The organism is Pseudomonas sp. AC355, from assembly GCF_979258205.1.
Genome location: NZ_OZ409843.1, coordinates 4,244,997 through 4,260,508 on the forward strand (window position 1 = coordinate 4,244,997; position 15,512 = coordinate 4,260,508).

Consider the following 15,512-nt stretch of genomic DNA (forward strand, 5'->3'; position numbering starts at 1 on the left):
GACTAGGATCGGTCGGCGATGACTCAGTATTCCGACTCCGGCAGGCTGGCCAGAATGTGTCGGTAGCTGTTCATTCGTTGCGGTTGAATGCGGCCATCCTCCAGCGCCTTGAGTAGCGCGCAGCCAGGCTCGCGGTCGTGCTTGCAGTCGCGGAAGCGGCAATGGCCGAGCAGCTCGGCAAACTCGATGAAGCCTGCCTCCACGTCATCTCGGCTGACATGCACCAGACCGAACTCACGGATACCTGGTGAGTCGATCAACTGGCCGCCACCGGGGAAATGGAACAGCCGTGCCGTGGTGGTGGTGTGCGTGCCCTTGCCGGTCAGCTCGGACAGCGGGCCCACTCGGGTATCGACGCCCGGCAGCAGGCTATTGACCAGCGACGACTTGCCCACACCGGACTGGCCGACGAATACGCTGATATTGCCATCGAGCTGCTGCTTGAGCTGCTCCATGCCATCACCTTCCAGGGCGGACACTTCCAGCAGCGGGTAACCCAACTGGCGGTACACGCCGAGCAGTGCGTTCAGCGCCGTTTCGTTCTGCGCATCGATCAGATCGGCCTTGTTGAGCAGCAGCAGTGGGCGGATGCCGGCATGCTCGGCCGCAACCAGATATCGGTCGATCAGGTTGGCGTGAGGCTCGGGCAACGGTGCGAAGACGATGACGATCAGGTCGACGTTGGCCGCTACCGGCTTCAGCTGGCCACGGGTATCCGGGCGACACAGCTCGGTGTCGCGCGGCAGCTGGGCGACGATCACGCCAATACCCTGATTGCCTGGGCGCCACACCACGCGGTCGCCGGTCACCAGGGTCGGCAGGTTGGCGCGCAGGTGGCAGCGGAATATCTGGCCTGACAGCTCGCCGTCCGTGGCCTCGACTTCTACCTGCACACCGAAGTGAGCGATCACCAAGCCGGTCTGTTCCGGGCCCAGGTCGCCGCCTTCCAGAGTTTCCACCACGCGGGATTCGCGTTTGGCCGCACGTGCGGCACGTTCACCCTGGATCTTTTCGATGCGCCAGTTTTGCCGGCGGTTGAGTTGGCGTTTGGCCATGGGGCTTCCGAGTTTGTGATGCGCTGAAAATGGAGGCGAGTCTAGCATGCCGGCGAAGGCGGCAATTTGCTGATGCTGGCGCTAAACTGGTCGTCCATCTTTGACTGAGCCTCTGGGCATGGCTGCTCTCTATCGCGCGCTGTATGGATTGGGTGAGCGCTACCCAGCGTTGCTGGCATTGCTGATCCAGCTTGTCGTCACCCTGTGCATGGGGCTGGCGATCGTCGCTGTCGCGCACCTGTCCAGTTGGCGACCGAGTCCGCTGGCGGCTGGTCTGCTACATGGCCTGCTGTCGGCCTGCTTGGCTCGGTGGTTTGGGCTGTCGCGCTGGTGGTGGTGGCTGAACCTGGTGTTCGTGCCGGCTCTGCTGCTGGCCAGTGGTGCACCGTTGCCGTCATGGCTGTTCCTGCTCGGTTTCCTGCTGCTGTTGCTGCTCAACTGGAACAGTTTCGGGGAGCGTGTGCCGCTGTACCTCACTGGCGCTGGTAGCCGTCGAGAATTGACGCGGTTGCTGGAGGAGCGAGGCGAGCACTTCGCTTTCGTCGATCTGGGCTGTGGCCCGGCAGGCACTCTGCTATGGCTGGCGCGACGTTTTCCCCACGCCCGGTTCACTGGCGTGGAGACTGCGCCGCTTTCCTTTGCTATCGCCTGGCTGCGCAGCATCGGTCAGCGCAATTGTCGAATTCGTTACCAGAATCTCTGGCGCACAGATCTTGCCGCCATCGATGTTGCCTACTGCTTCCTGTCCCCGGCACCCATGCCGGCGCTCTGGGAAAAGGTTCGTGCCGAGCTCCCTACAGGTGCCTGGCTGATCAGCAACACCTTCGAGATCCCTGGTGTGGCGCCGCAGCGTGTGGTGGCGTTGAAGGACTGGCGTGATTCGCGCCTGCTTCTCTGGGAGATCGACGACGCGCAGGGCCCGTCGATTAGCTAGAATGGGGCACTACAGAGGAGCGCAGCATGCAGAATCCACAGAACCTGATCTGGATCGACCTGGAGATGACCGGTCTCGACCCCGAGACGGACGTCATCATCGAAATGGCCACCATCGTCACCGATACCGAACTCAACGTGCTGGCCGAGGGCCCGGTGATCGCCGTGCACCAGAGCGATGAGCGCCTGGCCGCCATGGACGAGTGGAACACGCGCACTCACGGCGAAAGCGGCCTCACCCAGCGGGTTCGCGAGAGCCGTATCAGCCAGGCCGAGGCGGAAGCGCAGACCATCGCCTTTCTGGAAAAGTGGGTGCCGAAGGGCAAGTCGCCGATCTGCGGCAACAGCATCGGGCAGGATCGCCGCTTCCTCTATAAGTACATGCCTGCCCTGGAGGCTTACTTCCACTATCGCTATCTGGATGTCTCGACCCTGAAGATCCTCGCCGAGCGCTGGGCGCCTGGGGTCAAGGATGGCTTCGTGAAAACCGGTACGCATCAGGCGCTGGACGACATTCGTGAGTCGATCGCCGAGCTCAAGTACTACCGCCAGCACCTACTCAAGGTCTGAGGGCTGCAGCCACAAGCTTCAAGTAAAAGCCCGTAGCCGAAGGCGTAACCCGGGGCTCTTGGGTTATGTAACGTCCTGGGTATCGCTGCGCTCAACCCAGGCTACGGAGCTTGGTCAGCCCTGGCGCTGGGCATGTTGTTCCAGCGCCCACTGCACGTGCTCGCGCACCAGCTCTGACGGATGCTCGCGGCGGGCCTCCAGCGCCTCCAGCACCGGGATGCTCGACGGTGCGTTGCCCAGGCCGACGGCCAGGTTGCGCAGCCAGCGCTCGTAACCGGCGCGGCGCAGCGGTGAGCCCTCGGTACGGCTGAGAAATTCCTCCTCGCTCCAGCGAAACAGCTCGGCCAGTTCGGCGTTGTCCAGGCTGTGTCGTGGCTGGAAGTCACCCTGCTCGGTGGCTTTGGCGAAGCGGTTCCAGGGGCAGACCATCTGGCAATCGTCGCAGCCGAACACGCGGTTGCCGATGGGCGCGCGCAGCTCCTCGGGTATCGGGCCTTTCAGCTCGATGGTCAGGTAGGAGATGCAGCGCCGCGCATCGAGCACGTAGGGGCCAACGAAGGCGGCTGTCGGGCAAACGTCCAGGCAGGCGCTGCAGCGGCCGCAGTGTTCGCTGCCGTGGGGCGCGTCCTCGGGCAGGGGGATGTCGACGAATAGCTCGCCGAGAAAGAAGTAGCTGCCGGCCTTGCGGTTGAGCACCAGGGTGTTCTTGCCGATCCAGCCCAGTCCCGATTGTTCGGCAATGGCCTTTTCCAGCACCGGCGCACTGTCGACGAAAGCGCGATAGCCGAATGGCCCGATGGCCTGCTGAATGCGCTCGGCCAGTTGTTGCAGGCGTTTGCGGATCAGTTTGTGGTAGTCGCGGCCCAGGGCATAACGCGAAACGTAGGCCTTTTCCGGCTCTAGCAGGCGTTGCGCCATCTGCGTGTCGCCGGGCAGGTAGTCCATGCGCAGCGAGACCACCCGCAGGGTGCCGGGCACCAGTTCGTCCGGATGTGAACGTTTACGGCCATGTGCGGCCATATAGTCCATCTCGCCCTGGTAGCCGGCATCCAGCCAGCGCTGCAGGTGCGCTTCGTGCTCGCCCAGCTCCAGGCCGCTGATGCCAACCTGCTGGAAGCCCAGTTCACGCCCCCAGTCCTTTATGGACTGGGCGAGGCTGGTGAGGTCGGGGGTGGCGTCAGTCATGCTGGGCGGGAATCTGGATTAGTCGACGTATAATTCTGCCAGACATCGGAGCACAGGCATGCGGCATTCATCAGACGATCTTCCTATCGCACTCTACAGCGGCGCCCAGGTGCGCGCGCTGGACGCTGCGCTGATCGCTGCCGGCACGCCAGGATTGGTGCTCATGCAGCGCGCTGCACACGCCATCTGGCGGGCCCTGCGCCGCAGTTGGCCGGATGCCGGTGCGGTCACTGTCGTAGCTGGGCACGGTAATAATGCCGGCGATGGTTATCTGCTGGCGGCATTGGCACTGCGTGGTGGGTGGCAGGTTCGTGTGCTGGCAGTGGCAGAGCCGCAGCGCCTGCAGGGTGACGCAGCCCTGGCGCGCGATGAAGCCGTGGCCGCCGGAGTCGAGGTGATTGCCTGGGAGTCAGGGCACGAAGCGCAGGGTGTGCTGGTCGATGCGCTGCTCGGCACCGGCCTGGCAGGTGCGGTGCGCGAGCCCTACGCTGCGGCCATCGAATGGATGAATCACAGTGGTCGCCCGGTGCTGGCGGTGGATATTCCCTCGGGTATCTGCGCCGATACCGGTCAGGTTCTGGGCGTAGCGGTAGCCGCCCAGCTCACCGTGACCCTGATCGGCCTGAAAGTCGGCCTGTTTCTGGGCCAGGCGCTCGATCATGTCGGCCGTCTGCTGTTCGACGACCTGCAGGTCGACGCGCAGATTGTCGCGAGTCAGCCGTGGGCGGCGCAGCGTCTGGCCGGCGATGTTCTGCCGCACCTGACCGCCCGGCCACCAACCGCTCACAAGGGCCAGCTGGGTCACGTGCTGGTGGTCGGCGGTGATCACGGCACCGGTGGCGCCGCGTTGCTGTCGGCGCAGAGTGCCCTGCGCAGCGGTGCCGGTATGGTCTCCCTGGCGACCCGCGGCGAGCATCTCGGTGCTGCGCAGGTTCGACTGCCGGAAGTGATGAGTCTGGCGGTCGCCTCGGCCAACCAGTTGCGCGGGCTTGGCGGCAAAATCACCGTGTGGGTGGTCGGGCCAGGTCTCGGCCAGAATGCCTGGGCTCGCAGCTTGATTTCGGCTGCAGCCGCGTCACCAGCTGCTCAGGTATGGGACGCCGATGCGCTCAATCTGCTCGCCGCAGGTGCCGTGAGCATTGCCCCTGGTAGCGTGATTACCCCGCACCCTGGCGAAGCGGCCCGCCTGCTCGGGATCTCGATCCAGGCGTTGCAGGCCGATCGACCCGCCGCAGCCAGAGCTCTGGCCCAGCGCTATCAAGTGGTCTGCGTATTGAAAGGCGCCGGCACGCTGATCGCCGACCCAGCGGCGCACCTGCTGGTCTGCGATCGTGGCGACCCGGTAATGGCCGGTGCCGGCCTGGGGGATGTGCTGGCCGGGCTGATCGGTGCGCTGCTCGCTCAGGGTTGTACACCATGGCAGGCTGCAAGCCTGGGCGTCTGGCTACATGCCGGGGCGGGCGAGTACCTGGCAGGAAAAGGAAATGGTCTGGCGGCGAGCGATCTGTGCGACGCTATCCGCCATTTGTTACAGGAGCGAGCCGCTTGTCGGAAATAGAACTGTTCGCCGCCGATGAAGACGCCATGCTGGCGCTCGGCGCGCGTATCGCCAATGTCACCGAAGGACGCGGGGTTATCTACCTCGAAGGCGACCTCGGCGCGGGCAAGACCACGCTCTCGCGCGGCATGCTGCAAGGCCTAGGGCACAAGGGGGCGGTCAAAAGCCCGACCTTCACCCTAGTCGAACCGTACGAAATCGGCTCGATCCGTGCCTTCCATTTCGACCTCTATCGGCTGGTCGATCCGGAGGAATTGGAGTTCCTGGGTATCCGCGATTACTTCGAAGGCGATGCCTTGTGCCTGATCGAGTGGCCACAGCGCGGCGTTGGCGTTTTGCCAAAGGCTGACATGGACATTACCATTACCCCGCGAGCGGGTGGCCGGTCGCTGCTACTTCGCAGCCATGGTGCGAAGGGTGATAGCTGGTGTGCCGCATTGGTTGCCAGAGCATGAACAAGAAAGTGGGGGCGGGTATGCGCATAGGCGCGCGATTGATCGCGGTCGGGCTGATGTTGACGGTCATGACGGTCGACGTGTGGGCCGCGTCGGATGTGCGTAGCGTTCGCCTCTGGCGTGCGCCGGACAACACGCGTCTGGTTTTCGACCTTTCCGGGCCGGTGCAGCACAGTGTGTTCACCCTGACGGCGCCGGATCGTATCGTGATCGATATCAGTGGCGCCAAACTGACCACCGCGCTGGACAAGTTGCCACTGAGCAACACGCCGATCACCGCCGTGCGTTCGGCGCAGCGCACTGCCGATGACTTGCGCGTGGTCATCGACCTGTCGTCCCAGGTCACGCCGAAGAGCTTCACCCTGGCGCCGAATCAGCAGTACGGCAATCGGTTGGTGCTCGACCTGTTCGATCAGCCGTCAGATGCTGCCCCAAGCTTGTCCACGACCACAACCGTCGATGCCCCTGTGCCGGTCACACCGACTCAGGCTCCGCCCAAGTTGGCGCCTGTGCCAGGTGGCAAGCGCGATATCGTGATTGCCATCGATGCGGGTCATGGTGGCGAAGATCCGGGGGCTCTTGGCCCTACCAAAGGCCAATTCGAGAAAAACGTGACCCTGGCCATCGCCAAGGAACTGCAGCGTCAGATCAACGCCGAGAAAGGCTTCCGTGGTGAGCTGGTGCGTACCGGTGACTATTTCATTCCGTTGCGTAAGCGCACCGAGATCGCCCGTAAGAAGGGCGCCGATCTGTTCGTTTCCATCCACGCCGATGCTGCACCTCGTGCTGCCGCCTTCGGTGCGTCGGTGTATGCCTTGTCGGATCGCGGCGCCACCTCTGAAACCGCACGCTGGCTGGCCGATTCGGAGAATCAATCCGACCTGATTGGTGGTGCCGGCAACGTCAGCCTTGAGGACAAGGATCGGATGCTTGCTGGTGTGCTGCTCGACCTGTCGATGACCGCGTCGCTGTCGTCCAGTCTGAACGTCGGGCAGAAGGTGCTCGGGCAGATGGGGCAAATTACCCCGCTGCATAAGCGTCGCGTAGAGCAGGCAGGCTTCATGGTGCTGAAGTCCCCGGATATTCCTTCGATCCTGGTGGAGACCGGGTTCATCTCCAATCCCAGTGAGGCGCGCAAGCTGCATTCCGCCAGCCATCAAAAGAGTCTGTCGCGCTCGATCGTTACGGGTGCCAAACAGTTCTTCGAGCAGAATCCGCCGCCGGGCACTTACATTGCCTGGCTGCGTGACAACGGCAAGATCGCCCAGGGGCCGCGCGAGCATAGGGTCAGCTCTGGTGAAAGCCTGGCGTTGATCGCGCAGCGCTACCAAATCAGCCTGGCGACGCTGCGCTCCGCCAATTCACTGAAAACCGATGTGATCAAGGTCGGCCAGACCCTGCAGATCCCCGCTACCTCGCTGGCTGCCCAGCCATGAGTGAAGCGATGCGCATCCAGCTGCTGAGCCCGCGGCTGGCGAACCAGATCGCCGCCGGCGAAGTGGTCGAGCGCCCCGCTTCGGTCATCAAGGAGCTGCTGGAAAACAGCCTGGACTCCGGCGCCAAGCGTATCGAAGTGGATGTCGAGCAGGGTGGCGTCAAGCTGCTGCGTGTGCGTGACGATGGTCGCGGTATCGCGGCGGATGACCTGCCCCTGGCTCTGGCTCGCCATGCCACCAGCAAGATTCGCGAATTGGAGGATCTTGAGCAGGTCATGAGTATGGGCTTTCGCGGTGAGGCCCTGGCATCGATCAGCTCGGTCGCACGGCTGACCCTCACCTCGCGCACTGCCGATGCCGATCAGGCCTGGCAGGTGGAGACTGAAGGCCGTGACATGCAGCCGCGTGTGCAACCGGCAGCACATCCGGTTGGCACCTCGGTGGAAGTGCGTGACCTGTTCTTCAATACGCCGGCGCGCCGCAAGTTTCTGAAAGCCGAAAAGACCGAATTTGATCATCTACAGGAGGTGATCAAGCGCCTGGCGCTGGCCCGCTTCGACGTGGCCTTTCACCTGCGTCACAACGGCAAGAACATTCTCTCACTGCACGAGGCCAACGACGACGCCAGTCGCGCGCGGCGTGTGGCTGCGGTCTGCAGCTCTGGCTTTCTGGAACAGGCGCTACCCATCGACATCGAGCGCAACGGCCTGCACCTGTGGGGCTGGGTCGGGTTGCCGACTTTCTCCCGCAGTCAGGCGGATCTGCAGTATTTCTATGTCAACGGCCGCATGGTGCGCGACAAACTGGTCGCCCATGCTGTGCGTCAGGCTTATCGCGATGTGCTGTTCAACGGCCGTCACCCGACTTTCGTGCTGTTTCTGGAGATCGATCCGACGGCAGTGGATGTGAACGTGCATCCGACCAAGCACGAAGTGCGCTTCCGCGAGGGGCGCACGGTGCATGACTTCCTCTACGGCACCCTGCATCGGGCTCTCGGCGAAGTGCGGCCGGAAGATCAGTTGGCCACGCCGGCCGCCGTCGACACCATGCTGCGCCCTACCGGTCAGGCTGCTGGTGAATTCGGCCCCCAGGGTGAGATGGGCCTGGCAGCCAGTGTGCTGGAGCGGCCTGCGGAGTCCGTCTGGCGTTCGCCGGGTGCCGGCTATCAGGGGCAGCGCAGCGAGTCGTCGCTACCTGTTGCGGAAGCTCAGGGTGTGTATCGGGAGTTCTTCGCGCCGATGTCTGCGGGCAGTGCCCCTGTCTCATTGCCGGAAGCGCAGGGCGATATTCCGCCGCTGGGCTATGCCATCGCTCAGCTCAAGGGCATCTACATTCTTGCTGAAAGTGCCCATGGCCTGGTGGTCGTGGACATGCATGCAGCCCATGAACGCATCATGTACGAGCGTCTCAAGGTGGCAATGGCCAGTGAGGGGCTGCGCGGCCAGCCATTGCTGGTGCCCGAATCAATCGCAGTGAGTCAGCGAGAGGCGGATTGTGCCGAAGAGCATGGGCAGTGGTTCCAGAAGCTGGGCTTCGAACTGCAGCGGCTCGGCCCGGAAGCGCTGGCTATCCGGCAGATTCCAGCGCTGCTCAAGCAGGCCGAGGCGACACGGCTGGTCAGCGATGTGCTCGCTGATCTGCTCGAGTATGGCACCAGTGACCGTATTCAGGCCCATCTCAACGAACTGCTCGGCACCATGGCTTGCCATGGTGCGGTGCGTGCCAATCGGCGTCTTACGCTGCCGGAGATGAATGGTCTGCTGCGCGATATGGAACAGACTGAGCGCAGTGGCCAGTGTAACCACGGCCGGCCGACCTGGACGCAGATGAGCATGGATCAGTTGGATAAATTGTTCATGCGCGGTCAGTAACAAGCGCGCCGCGCTTGCGAGCTGCAGCCCATGCGCTGAAAATGCGCCGCCGTTCATTTGAGTTTTGCGATGTCTTCCCTTCCACCCGCGATCTTCTTGATGGGCCCGACCGCAGCAGGCAAGACCGATCTGGCGCTGGCGTTGGCTCAGGTTTTGCCCTGCGAGCTGGTCAGCGTGGATTCCGCGCTGGTCTATCGGGGGATGGATATCGGTACGGCCAAACCGGACAAGGCCACTCTCGAGGCGTTTCCTCATCATCTGATAGATATCCGCGACCCAGCTGATGCTTACTCGGCTGCCGAGTTTCGCCGCGATGCCTTGGATGTCATGGCCAAGATCACTGCACAGGGACGCATTCCCCTGCTGGTGGGCGGTACGATGCTCTACTTCAAAGCCCTATGCGATGGCCTGGCCGATATGCCAGGAGCCAATGCCGAGATACGTGCCGAGCTTGAGGCGCGAGGGCAGCGCGAAGGCTGGGACGTATTGCATGAGGAGCTGCGTGCAGTGGATGCGCAGTCAGCCGCGCGCATTCACCCTAACGACCCTCAGCGCTTGGTGCGCGCTCTGGAAGTATTCAAGGTCAGCGGCATGACCATGAGCGAATTGCGTCTGCGACAGAATGAAGACAGCTCAGCAGCGGGGCGTTTCCCCTATACTGTGGCGCAACTGGCGGTCGCGCCCGCTCAGCGATCAGTGCTTCACGAGCGAATCGCGCAACGATTTGACCTGATGCTGGAACAGGGCTTTGTTACCGAGGTCGAACGGCTGCATCAGCGTGGTGACCTGCACGCTGAGCTACCGTCGATCAGGGCGGTGGGTTACCGGCAGGTCTGGGAGCATCTGGAGGGACGCTTGAGTGCGCCACTGATGCGTGAACACGGCGTAATTGCCACCCGGCAACTGGCCAAACGGCAGTTCACCTGGTTGCGTAGTTGGGAAAATCTGCACTGGCTCGATAGTCTCGATTGCGACAATCTGCCACGTGCCTTGAAATACTTGGCGACGGTCTCCATATTGAACTGAGACCTTGCCGCGGGCCGTCTATCCTTGTGAGGGGCGTGCCAAAGCTGTTCGTTGGTTAATACATCATTCATACCTATTCAATTATCGATCCATTTAGGAGTGCGGCACATGTCAAAAGGGCATTCGCTACAAGACCCTTACCTCAATACCCTGCGTAAGGAACGCGTACCGGTTTCCATCTATCTGGTCAACGGCATCAAATTGCAGGGGCAGATCGAGTCTTTCGATCAGTTCGTCATCCTGCTGAAGAACACCGTCAGCCAGATGGTTTACAAGCACGCTATCTCCACTGTGGTGCCGAGCCGTCCGGTTCGTCTGCCAAGTGTTTCCGAGACTGATCAGGCTGAGTCCGAGCCAGGCAACGCTTAATCCAGGGGGCTGTATTGTTCTTCGAGCGCCATGAAGGGGGTGAACGGGCTATCCTGGTTCATCTGGATAGTCAAAACACCGAGGCGAGCGAGGATCCCCAGGAATTTAAAGAGCTTGCTCTGTCTGCGGGTGCCGACGCTGTCGCTTTTTTCAGTGTGCCGAACAGTCGGCCGACTGCGAAATTCCTCATTGGCAGCGGCAAGGTGCAAGAGTTGCATGACCAGGTGCGGGCCCATGAGGCCGACCTGGTCATCTTCAATCATGTTCTGACGCCCAGTCAGGAGCGTAACCTCGAACGAGCGTTCGAGTGCCGCGTTCTGGATCGCACGGGTCTGATCCTCGATATCTTTGCCCAGCGCGCGCGTACTCATGAAGGCAAGCTGCAAGTCGAACTGGCTCAGCTCGATCACATGAGCACACGTCTCGTACGTGGCTGGACTCACCTTGAGCGACAGAAAGGTGGTATCGGTCTGCGTGGTCCGGGTGAAACCCAGCTTGAAACCGACCGGCGCCTGTTACGTGTGCGTATTCGCCAGATCAAGCAAAAGCTGGAGAAGGTGCGTAGTCAGCGCGAGCAGGCACGCCGTGGGCGCAAGCGCGCCGACATCCCCTCTGTTTCTCTGGTTGGATATACCAACGCCGGCAAGTCCACGCTGTTCAATGCGCTGACCGAGTCGGATGTTTACGCCGCCGATCAACTGTTCGCTACCCTCGACCCGACTCTGCGTCGTTTGCAGCTCGACGATCTTGGGCCGGTGGTGCTGGCCGATACCGTGGGTTTCATTCGTCACTTGCCGCATAAGCTCGTCGAAGCCTTCCGTGCCACGCTTGAGGAATCAAGTAATTCCGATCTGCTGCTGCACGTTATCGATGCTCACGAGCCCGAGCGCACGGCGCAGATCGAGCAGGTGCTGGCGGTGTTGGGCGAAATCGGTGCGCAGGATCTTCCGGTGCTCGAGGTTTACAACAAGCTTGATCTGCTGGAGGGTGTCGAGCCGCAGATCCAGCGTAATGCCGATGGTAAGCCCGAGCGGGTGTGGCTGTCGGCCCGTGATGGGCGCGGTTTGTCGCTGCTCAAACAGGCGGTGGCAGAGCTGCTGGGTGATGATCTGTTCGTTGCTACCCTGCAGTTGCCGCAGCAGTTGGCTCGCCTGCGGGCGCAGTTCTTCGAGCTGGGTGCGGTGCAGCAAGAGTCGTACACTGATGATGGCAGCAGTCTTTTGCAGGTGCGTATTCCTCGCGTCGAGTTGAACCGATTGGTCAGCCGCGAAGGCCTGCAGCCGCTAGAGTTCATCGAACAACACACTTTGCAATAAAGCCTGCAACGGTGATTTTGCCGCTGGAAGCGGGCATTCTGTAGCATTGGTGGGCGCGCCGTTGGCGCGTCTTTGCTTTATTAGTATGGAGAGCGCTATGGCTTGGAATGAGCCGGGTGGCAATTCGAACAATCAGGATCCCTGGGGTGGCGGCGGTCGTCGTGATAACGGCGGCGGTGGCGGCGGTGACCGCAAGGGACCACCGGATCTTGACGAAGCCTTCCGCAAGCTGCAGGACAAACTCAATGGTTTGTTCGGTGGCGGCAAGAAACGCGGCAGTGACAACAATGGTTCCAGAGGCAAGGGTGGCGGTTTCGGCCTGCTGTTCGTTGCGCTGGCCGTCGTGGGCGCCTTTTGGCTGTACAACGCTATCTATGTGGTCGATGAGCAGGAACAGGCCGTCGTGCTGCGTTTCGGTAAATACCACGAGACGGTCGGCCCGGGCCTGAACATCTATTTCCCGCCGATTGATCGCAAGTTCCAGGAAAACGTCACCCGTGAGCGTGCTTACAGCAAGCAGGGGCAGATGTTGACCGAAGATGAGAACATCATCGAAGTACCGCTGACGGTGCAGTACAAGATCAGTAACCTGCAGGACTTCGTGCTCAACGTCGACATGCCGGAAACCAGTCTGCAGCATGCGACCGACAGCGCCGTACGTCATGTGGTGGGCTCCACCGAGATGGATCAGGTGCTGACTGAAGGTCGTGAGCAGATGGCTGGTGATGTGCGCGAGCGTCTGCAGCGGTTCCTTGATACTTATCGCACCGGTATCACTGTGACCCAGGTGAACCTGCAGAGTGCTGCGGCGCCGCGTGAAGTGCAGGAAGCCTTCGATGACGTGATTCGTGCCCGTGAAGACGAGCAGCGTGAGAAGAATCAGGCAGAAACCTACGCCAATGGCGTGGTTCCGGAAGCTCGCGGTCAGGCCCAGCGTCTGATCGAAGATGCCAGTGGTTACCGTGATGAGGTGGTCTCGCGCGCTCAAGGTGAGGCAGATCGTTTCACTGCACTGGTAGCTGAATACCGCAAGGCTCCCGAGGTGACTCGTGAGCGTCTGTATCTGGACACCATGCAGCAGATGATGAGTAACACCAGCAAGGTGATGGTGACTGGCGACAAGGGGCAGAACAACCTGCTTTATCTGCCGCTGGACAAAATGATCGACAGTCGTGGTGGTAGCAGCACGTCCAATAGCGTCTCCGGCGCCGGTGCGGCAGATCTTGGCGCGCGCGTAGGTAACAATGTAGCGCCGAGCGACCCACGTACAAGGGAGGGCCGTTGATGAGCAATAAATCACTGGTGACCCTGATCGTAGGGGTTGTACTGGCACTGATCGCCTGGAGCAGCTTCTACATCGTGGCGCAAACCGAGCGTGCGGTGCTGTTGCAGTTCGGTCGTATTGTCGAGCCGGATGTTCAGCCTGGCCTGCACGTCAAGATTCCGTACGTCAACCAGGTGCGCAAGTTCGATGCTCGTCTGCTGACGCTCGATACTGTCAATTCACGCTTTCTCACTCTTGAGAAGAAAGCGTTGATGGTCGATGCCTACGCCAAGTGGCGTGTGCTGGATGCCGAGCGTTACTACACCGCAACATCGGGTATGAAGCAGATCGCAGATGAGCGTTTGTCGCGTCGTCTCGAGGCATCGTTGCGTGACCAGTTCGGTAAGCGCACCCTGCATGAGTCGGTATCTGGTGAGCGTGATGCGTTGATGGCTGACGTAACTGCATCGCTCAACCGTGCGGCGCAGCGTGAGCTGGGTATCGAGGTGGTGGACGTTCGCGTCAAGGCCATCGACCTGCCCAAGGAGGTCAATCGCAGCGTATTCGATCGTATGAGTTCGGAGCGTGAGCGTGAGGCCCGCGAGCATCGCGCCAAGGGTAAGGAGCTGGCTGAAGGTATTCGTGCCGACGCCGATCGTCAGCAGCGTGTATTGCTCGCTGAAGCCTATCGCCAGGCCGAGGAACTGCGTGGTGAGGGTGACGCCCAGGCCGCTGCTATCTACTCCAAAGCCTACGGTCAGGATCAGGAGTTCTATTCCTTCTACCGCAGCATGAACGCCTATCGTGAGAGCTTCTCCGACAAGCGTGATGTATTGGTGTTGGATCCGAGCAGCGAATTCTTCCGTTACCTGGAAAAATCGCGGCCCTGAAAAGGCGGCCACAGACGGCAAGCAGCAGGTGACGGTATGGCGGGTGACCGCTTGTAGCCTGAAGCTTGTGGCCTGTGGCCTCAGCCGTGGTATGATGCGGCAGCCGGGAAAATCCCGGCTTTTTTACGCCTGTGGGAATCATGCGGCACGAACTGAGCGTTACGTTCTGTCTTTCAAGGTTTTTGACCTTGCCCCTTTCCACGCCGCTGGCGTGGGGGCTTCGTGCAATCAATTCACTGATCGTCTCGATGCCCGTTCCTGGAGCTGACCGGCCTGTTGCCGCGTTCGGCCTTCCATCCGCTTCACTGAAGGCTTGTGCCGCCCGAATCAAGAGGGAAATGGCGAAATGGCGACCGTAGACCGCTGGCTGCTGCCAGATGGGATCGAAGAAGTATTGCCTCCGGAAGCGGCGCGCATCGAAATCGCGCGTCGTCAGGTGTTGGATCTGTTCCAGCGCTGGGGCTATGAATTCGTGGTAACCCCTCATATCGAGTACCTGGAGTCGCTGCTGACCGGTGCTGGTCAGGATCTGGATTTGCGCACCTTCAAGGTGACCGATCCGCTGTCCGGCCGGCAGATGGGCTTTCGCGCCGACATCACGCCGCAAGTGGCACGCATCGACGCGCATACGCTGCGTCGTGAGGGCCCGAGCCGGCTGTGTTATGCCGGTAGCGTGCTGCATGCGCAGCCGCGGGCGCTGACCACATCGCGCAGTCCGATCCAGCTTGGCGCCGAGTTGTATGGCGATGCTAGCCCGGCCAGCGACGTCGAAGTGATCAGTCTGCTGGTCGATACCCTGGAGTTGGCCGAGGTGCCGGATGTGCACATGGATCTTGGTCATGTCGGTATCTACCGCGGTCTGGCGCGTGCCGCCGAGCTGTCCGGTGAGGTCGAACAGCAGCTGTTCGACGCCCTGCAGCGCAAGGCCATGGACGAGATCGATGCCCTGACCGACTCGCTCCCGGACGCACTGCGTCGCATGTTGCGTGCGCTTGGCGAGTTGTGTGGTGGCCGCGAAGTGCTCGACCTGGCTCAGGCTTGTCTGGTCGAGGCGCCGGATGACGTGCACGCCGCGCTGGATGATTTGCTGGCTATCGCCGATGCGCTGGAGTTGCGCTATCCGGAGCTGCCGCTGTATTTCGATCTGGGTGAGCTGCGTGGTTATCACTACCACACCGGTGTGGTGTTCGCCGCGTTTGTGCCGGCTGTAGGCCAGGCCATCGCCCAGGGTGGTCGCTATGACGATATCGGCGCCGACTTTGGTCGTGCGCGCCCAGCCACCGGGTTCTCCACCGATCTGAAGACGCTGGTAAGTCTGGGCAATATGCCGCTCGGCGAAGAGCCCGCTGGCATTTGGGCCCCGGACAGCCATGACGTCTACCTGTGGCAGGCGGTTCGCCGTTTGCGCGCGGAAGGTGAACGCGTGGTACAGGCATTGCCGGGTCAGGAGTTGAGCGAGGCTGCGCAATCGCGCTGTGATCGCCAGCTGTTATTGCGTGACGGTCGCTGGCAGGTGCTGGCGCTGGACTGAATGACCACTCTGGTCGTCTATTCTGAATTACTTTCGCCGGCCGTGACCGGCTC

Annotated in this window: 14 protein-coding genes; 12 read left to right on the top strand and 2 right to left on the bottom strand. The window is 61.6% G+C overall.

What is annotated here, in order from left to right:
• Positions 1 to 23 precede the first annotated feature (23 nt).
• Positions 24 to 1,055 (bottom strand): small ribosomal subunit biogenesis GTPase RsgA, encoded by a 1,032-nt coding sequence (gene rsgA / locus ACZ0AI_RS19800; RefSeq protein ID WP_225835972.1) that lies wholly within the window; start codon positions 1,053 to 1,055, stop codon positions 24 to 26.
• A gap of 118 nt (positions 1,056 to 1,173) precedes the next feature.
• Between rsgA and ACZ0AI_RS19805 the strand changes: the two genes are divergently transcribed.
• Both ACZ0AI_RS19805 and orn read left to right on the top strand, forming a co-directional pair.
• Positions 1,174 to 1,989, top strand: a complete 816-nt coding sequence (locus tag ACZ0AI_RS19805; protein WP_463563341.1) for a class I SAM-dependent methyltransferase — start codon at positions 1,174 to 1,176, stop codon at positions 1,987 to 1,989.
• 26 nt (positions 1,990 to 2,015) lie between these two features.
• A complete protein-coding gene (orn, locus tag ACZ0AI_RS19810) occupies positions 2,016 to 2,558 on the top strand; it encodes an oligoribonuclease (protein WP_225835968.1) in 543 nt (180 codons plus the stop codon).
• A gap of 114 nt (positions 2,559 to 2,672) precedes the next feature.
• Here the strand turns inward: orn and queG are convergent, their stop codons facing one another.
• Positions 2,673 to 3,743, bottom strand: a complete 1,071-nt coding sequence (gene queG, locus ACZ0AI_RS19815; RefSeq protein WP_463563342.1) for a tRNA epoxyqueuosine(34) reductase QueG — start codon at positions 3,741 to 3,743, stop codon at positions 2,673 to 2,675.
• Positions 3,744 to 3,801: 58 nt separating this feature from the next.
• Between queG and ACZ0AI_RS19820 the strand changes: the two genes are divergently transcribed.
• From ACZ0AI_RS19820 to ACZ0AI_RS19865, 10 genes are all read left to right on the top strand, one after another.
• Positions 3,802 to 5,301 carry an NAD(P)H-hydrate dehydratase gene (locus ACZ0AI_RS19820; RefSeq protein ID WP_463563343.1) on the top strand — a complete coding sequence of 500 codons (1,500 nt, stop codon included), beginning with the start codon at positions 3,802 to 3,804 and terminating at the stop codon, positions 5,299 to 5,301.
• Positions 5,289 to 5,756 carry a tRNA (adenosine(37)-N6)-threonylcarbamoyltransferase complex ATPase subunit type 1 TsaE gene (tsaE, locus tag ACZ0AI_RS19825; RefSeq protein ID WP_463563344.1) on the top strand — a complete coding sequence of 156 codons (468 nt, stop codon included), beginning with the start codon at positions 5,289 to 5,291 and terminating at the stop codon, positions 5,754 to 5,756. Before ACZ0AI_RS19820 ends, tsaE begins: the two co-directional genes overlap by 13 nt.
• An 8-nt stretch (positions 5,757 to 5,764) precedes the next feature.
• Complete coding sequence (locus ACZ0AI_RS19830) at positions 5,765 to 7,192, top strand: N-acetylmuramoyl-L-alanine amidase (RefSeq protein ID WP_463565979.1); 1,428 nt, start codon at positions 5,765 to 5,767, stop codon at positions 7,190 to 7,192.
• Positions 7,189 to 9,063 carry a DNA mismatch repair endonuclease MutL gene (gene mutL / locus ACZ0AI_RS19835; RefSeq protein WP_463563345.1) on the top strand — a complete coding sequence of 625 codons (1,875 nt, stop codon included), beginning with the start codon at positions 7,189 to 7,191 and terminating at the stop codon, positions 9,061 to 9,063. Before ACZ0AI_RS19830 ends, mutL begins: the two co-directional genes overlap by 4 nt.
• Before the next feature lie 69 nt (positions 9,064 to 9,132).
• Positions 9,133 to 10,089: a tRNA (adenosine(37)-N6)-dimethylallyltransferase MiaA gene (gene miaA / locus ACZ0AI_RS19840; RefSeq protein WP_463563346.1), complete on the top strand. Its 957-nt coding sequence runs from the start codon at positions 9,133 to 9,135 to the stop codon at positions 10,087 to 10,089.
• A 108-nt stretch (positions 10,090 to 10,197) separates the two neighbouring features.
• Positions 10,198 to 10,458, top strand: coding sequence for an RNA chaperone Hfq (gene hfq, locus ACZ0AI_RS19845; protein ID WP_463563347.1), 261 nt, complete (start codon positions 10,198 to 10,200; stop codon positions 10,456 to 10,458).
• Between the two features lie 14 nt (positions 10,459 to 10,472).
• Positions 10,473 to 11,774: a ribosome rescue GTPase HflX gene (gene hflX, locus ACZ0AI_RS19850; RefSeq protein ID WP_463563348.1), complete on the top strand. Its 1,302-nt coding sequence runs from the start codon at positions 10,473 to 10,475 to the stop codon at positions 11,772 to 11,774.
• Positions 11,775 to 11,871: 97 nt separating this feature from the next.
• The gene (gene hflK / locus ACZ0AI_RS19855) at positions 11,872 to 13,059 is read left to right on the top strand and encodes an FtsH protease activity modulator HflK (RefSeq protein ID WP_463563349.1); all 1,188 of its coding nucleotides are present in this window, start codon (positions 11,872 to 11,874) and stop codon (positions 13,057 to 13,059) included.
• Complete coding sequence (hflC, locus tag ACZ0AI_RS19860; RefSeq protein ID WP_225835948.1) at positions 13,059 to 13,928, top strand: protease modulator HflC; 870 nt, start codon at positions 13,059 to 13,061, stop codon at positions 13,926 to 13,928. Before hflK ends, hflC begins: the two co-directional genes overlap by 1 nt.
• A 346-nt stretch (positions 13,929 to 14,274) precedes the next feature.
• Entirely contained in the window at positions 14,275 to 15,459 is a 1,185-nt protein-coding gene (locus tag ACZ0AI_RS19865) for an ATP phosphoribosyltransferase regulatory subunit (RefSeq protein ID WP_463563350.1), read from the top strand.
• Positions 15,460 to 15,512 lie beyond the last annotated feature (53 nt).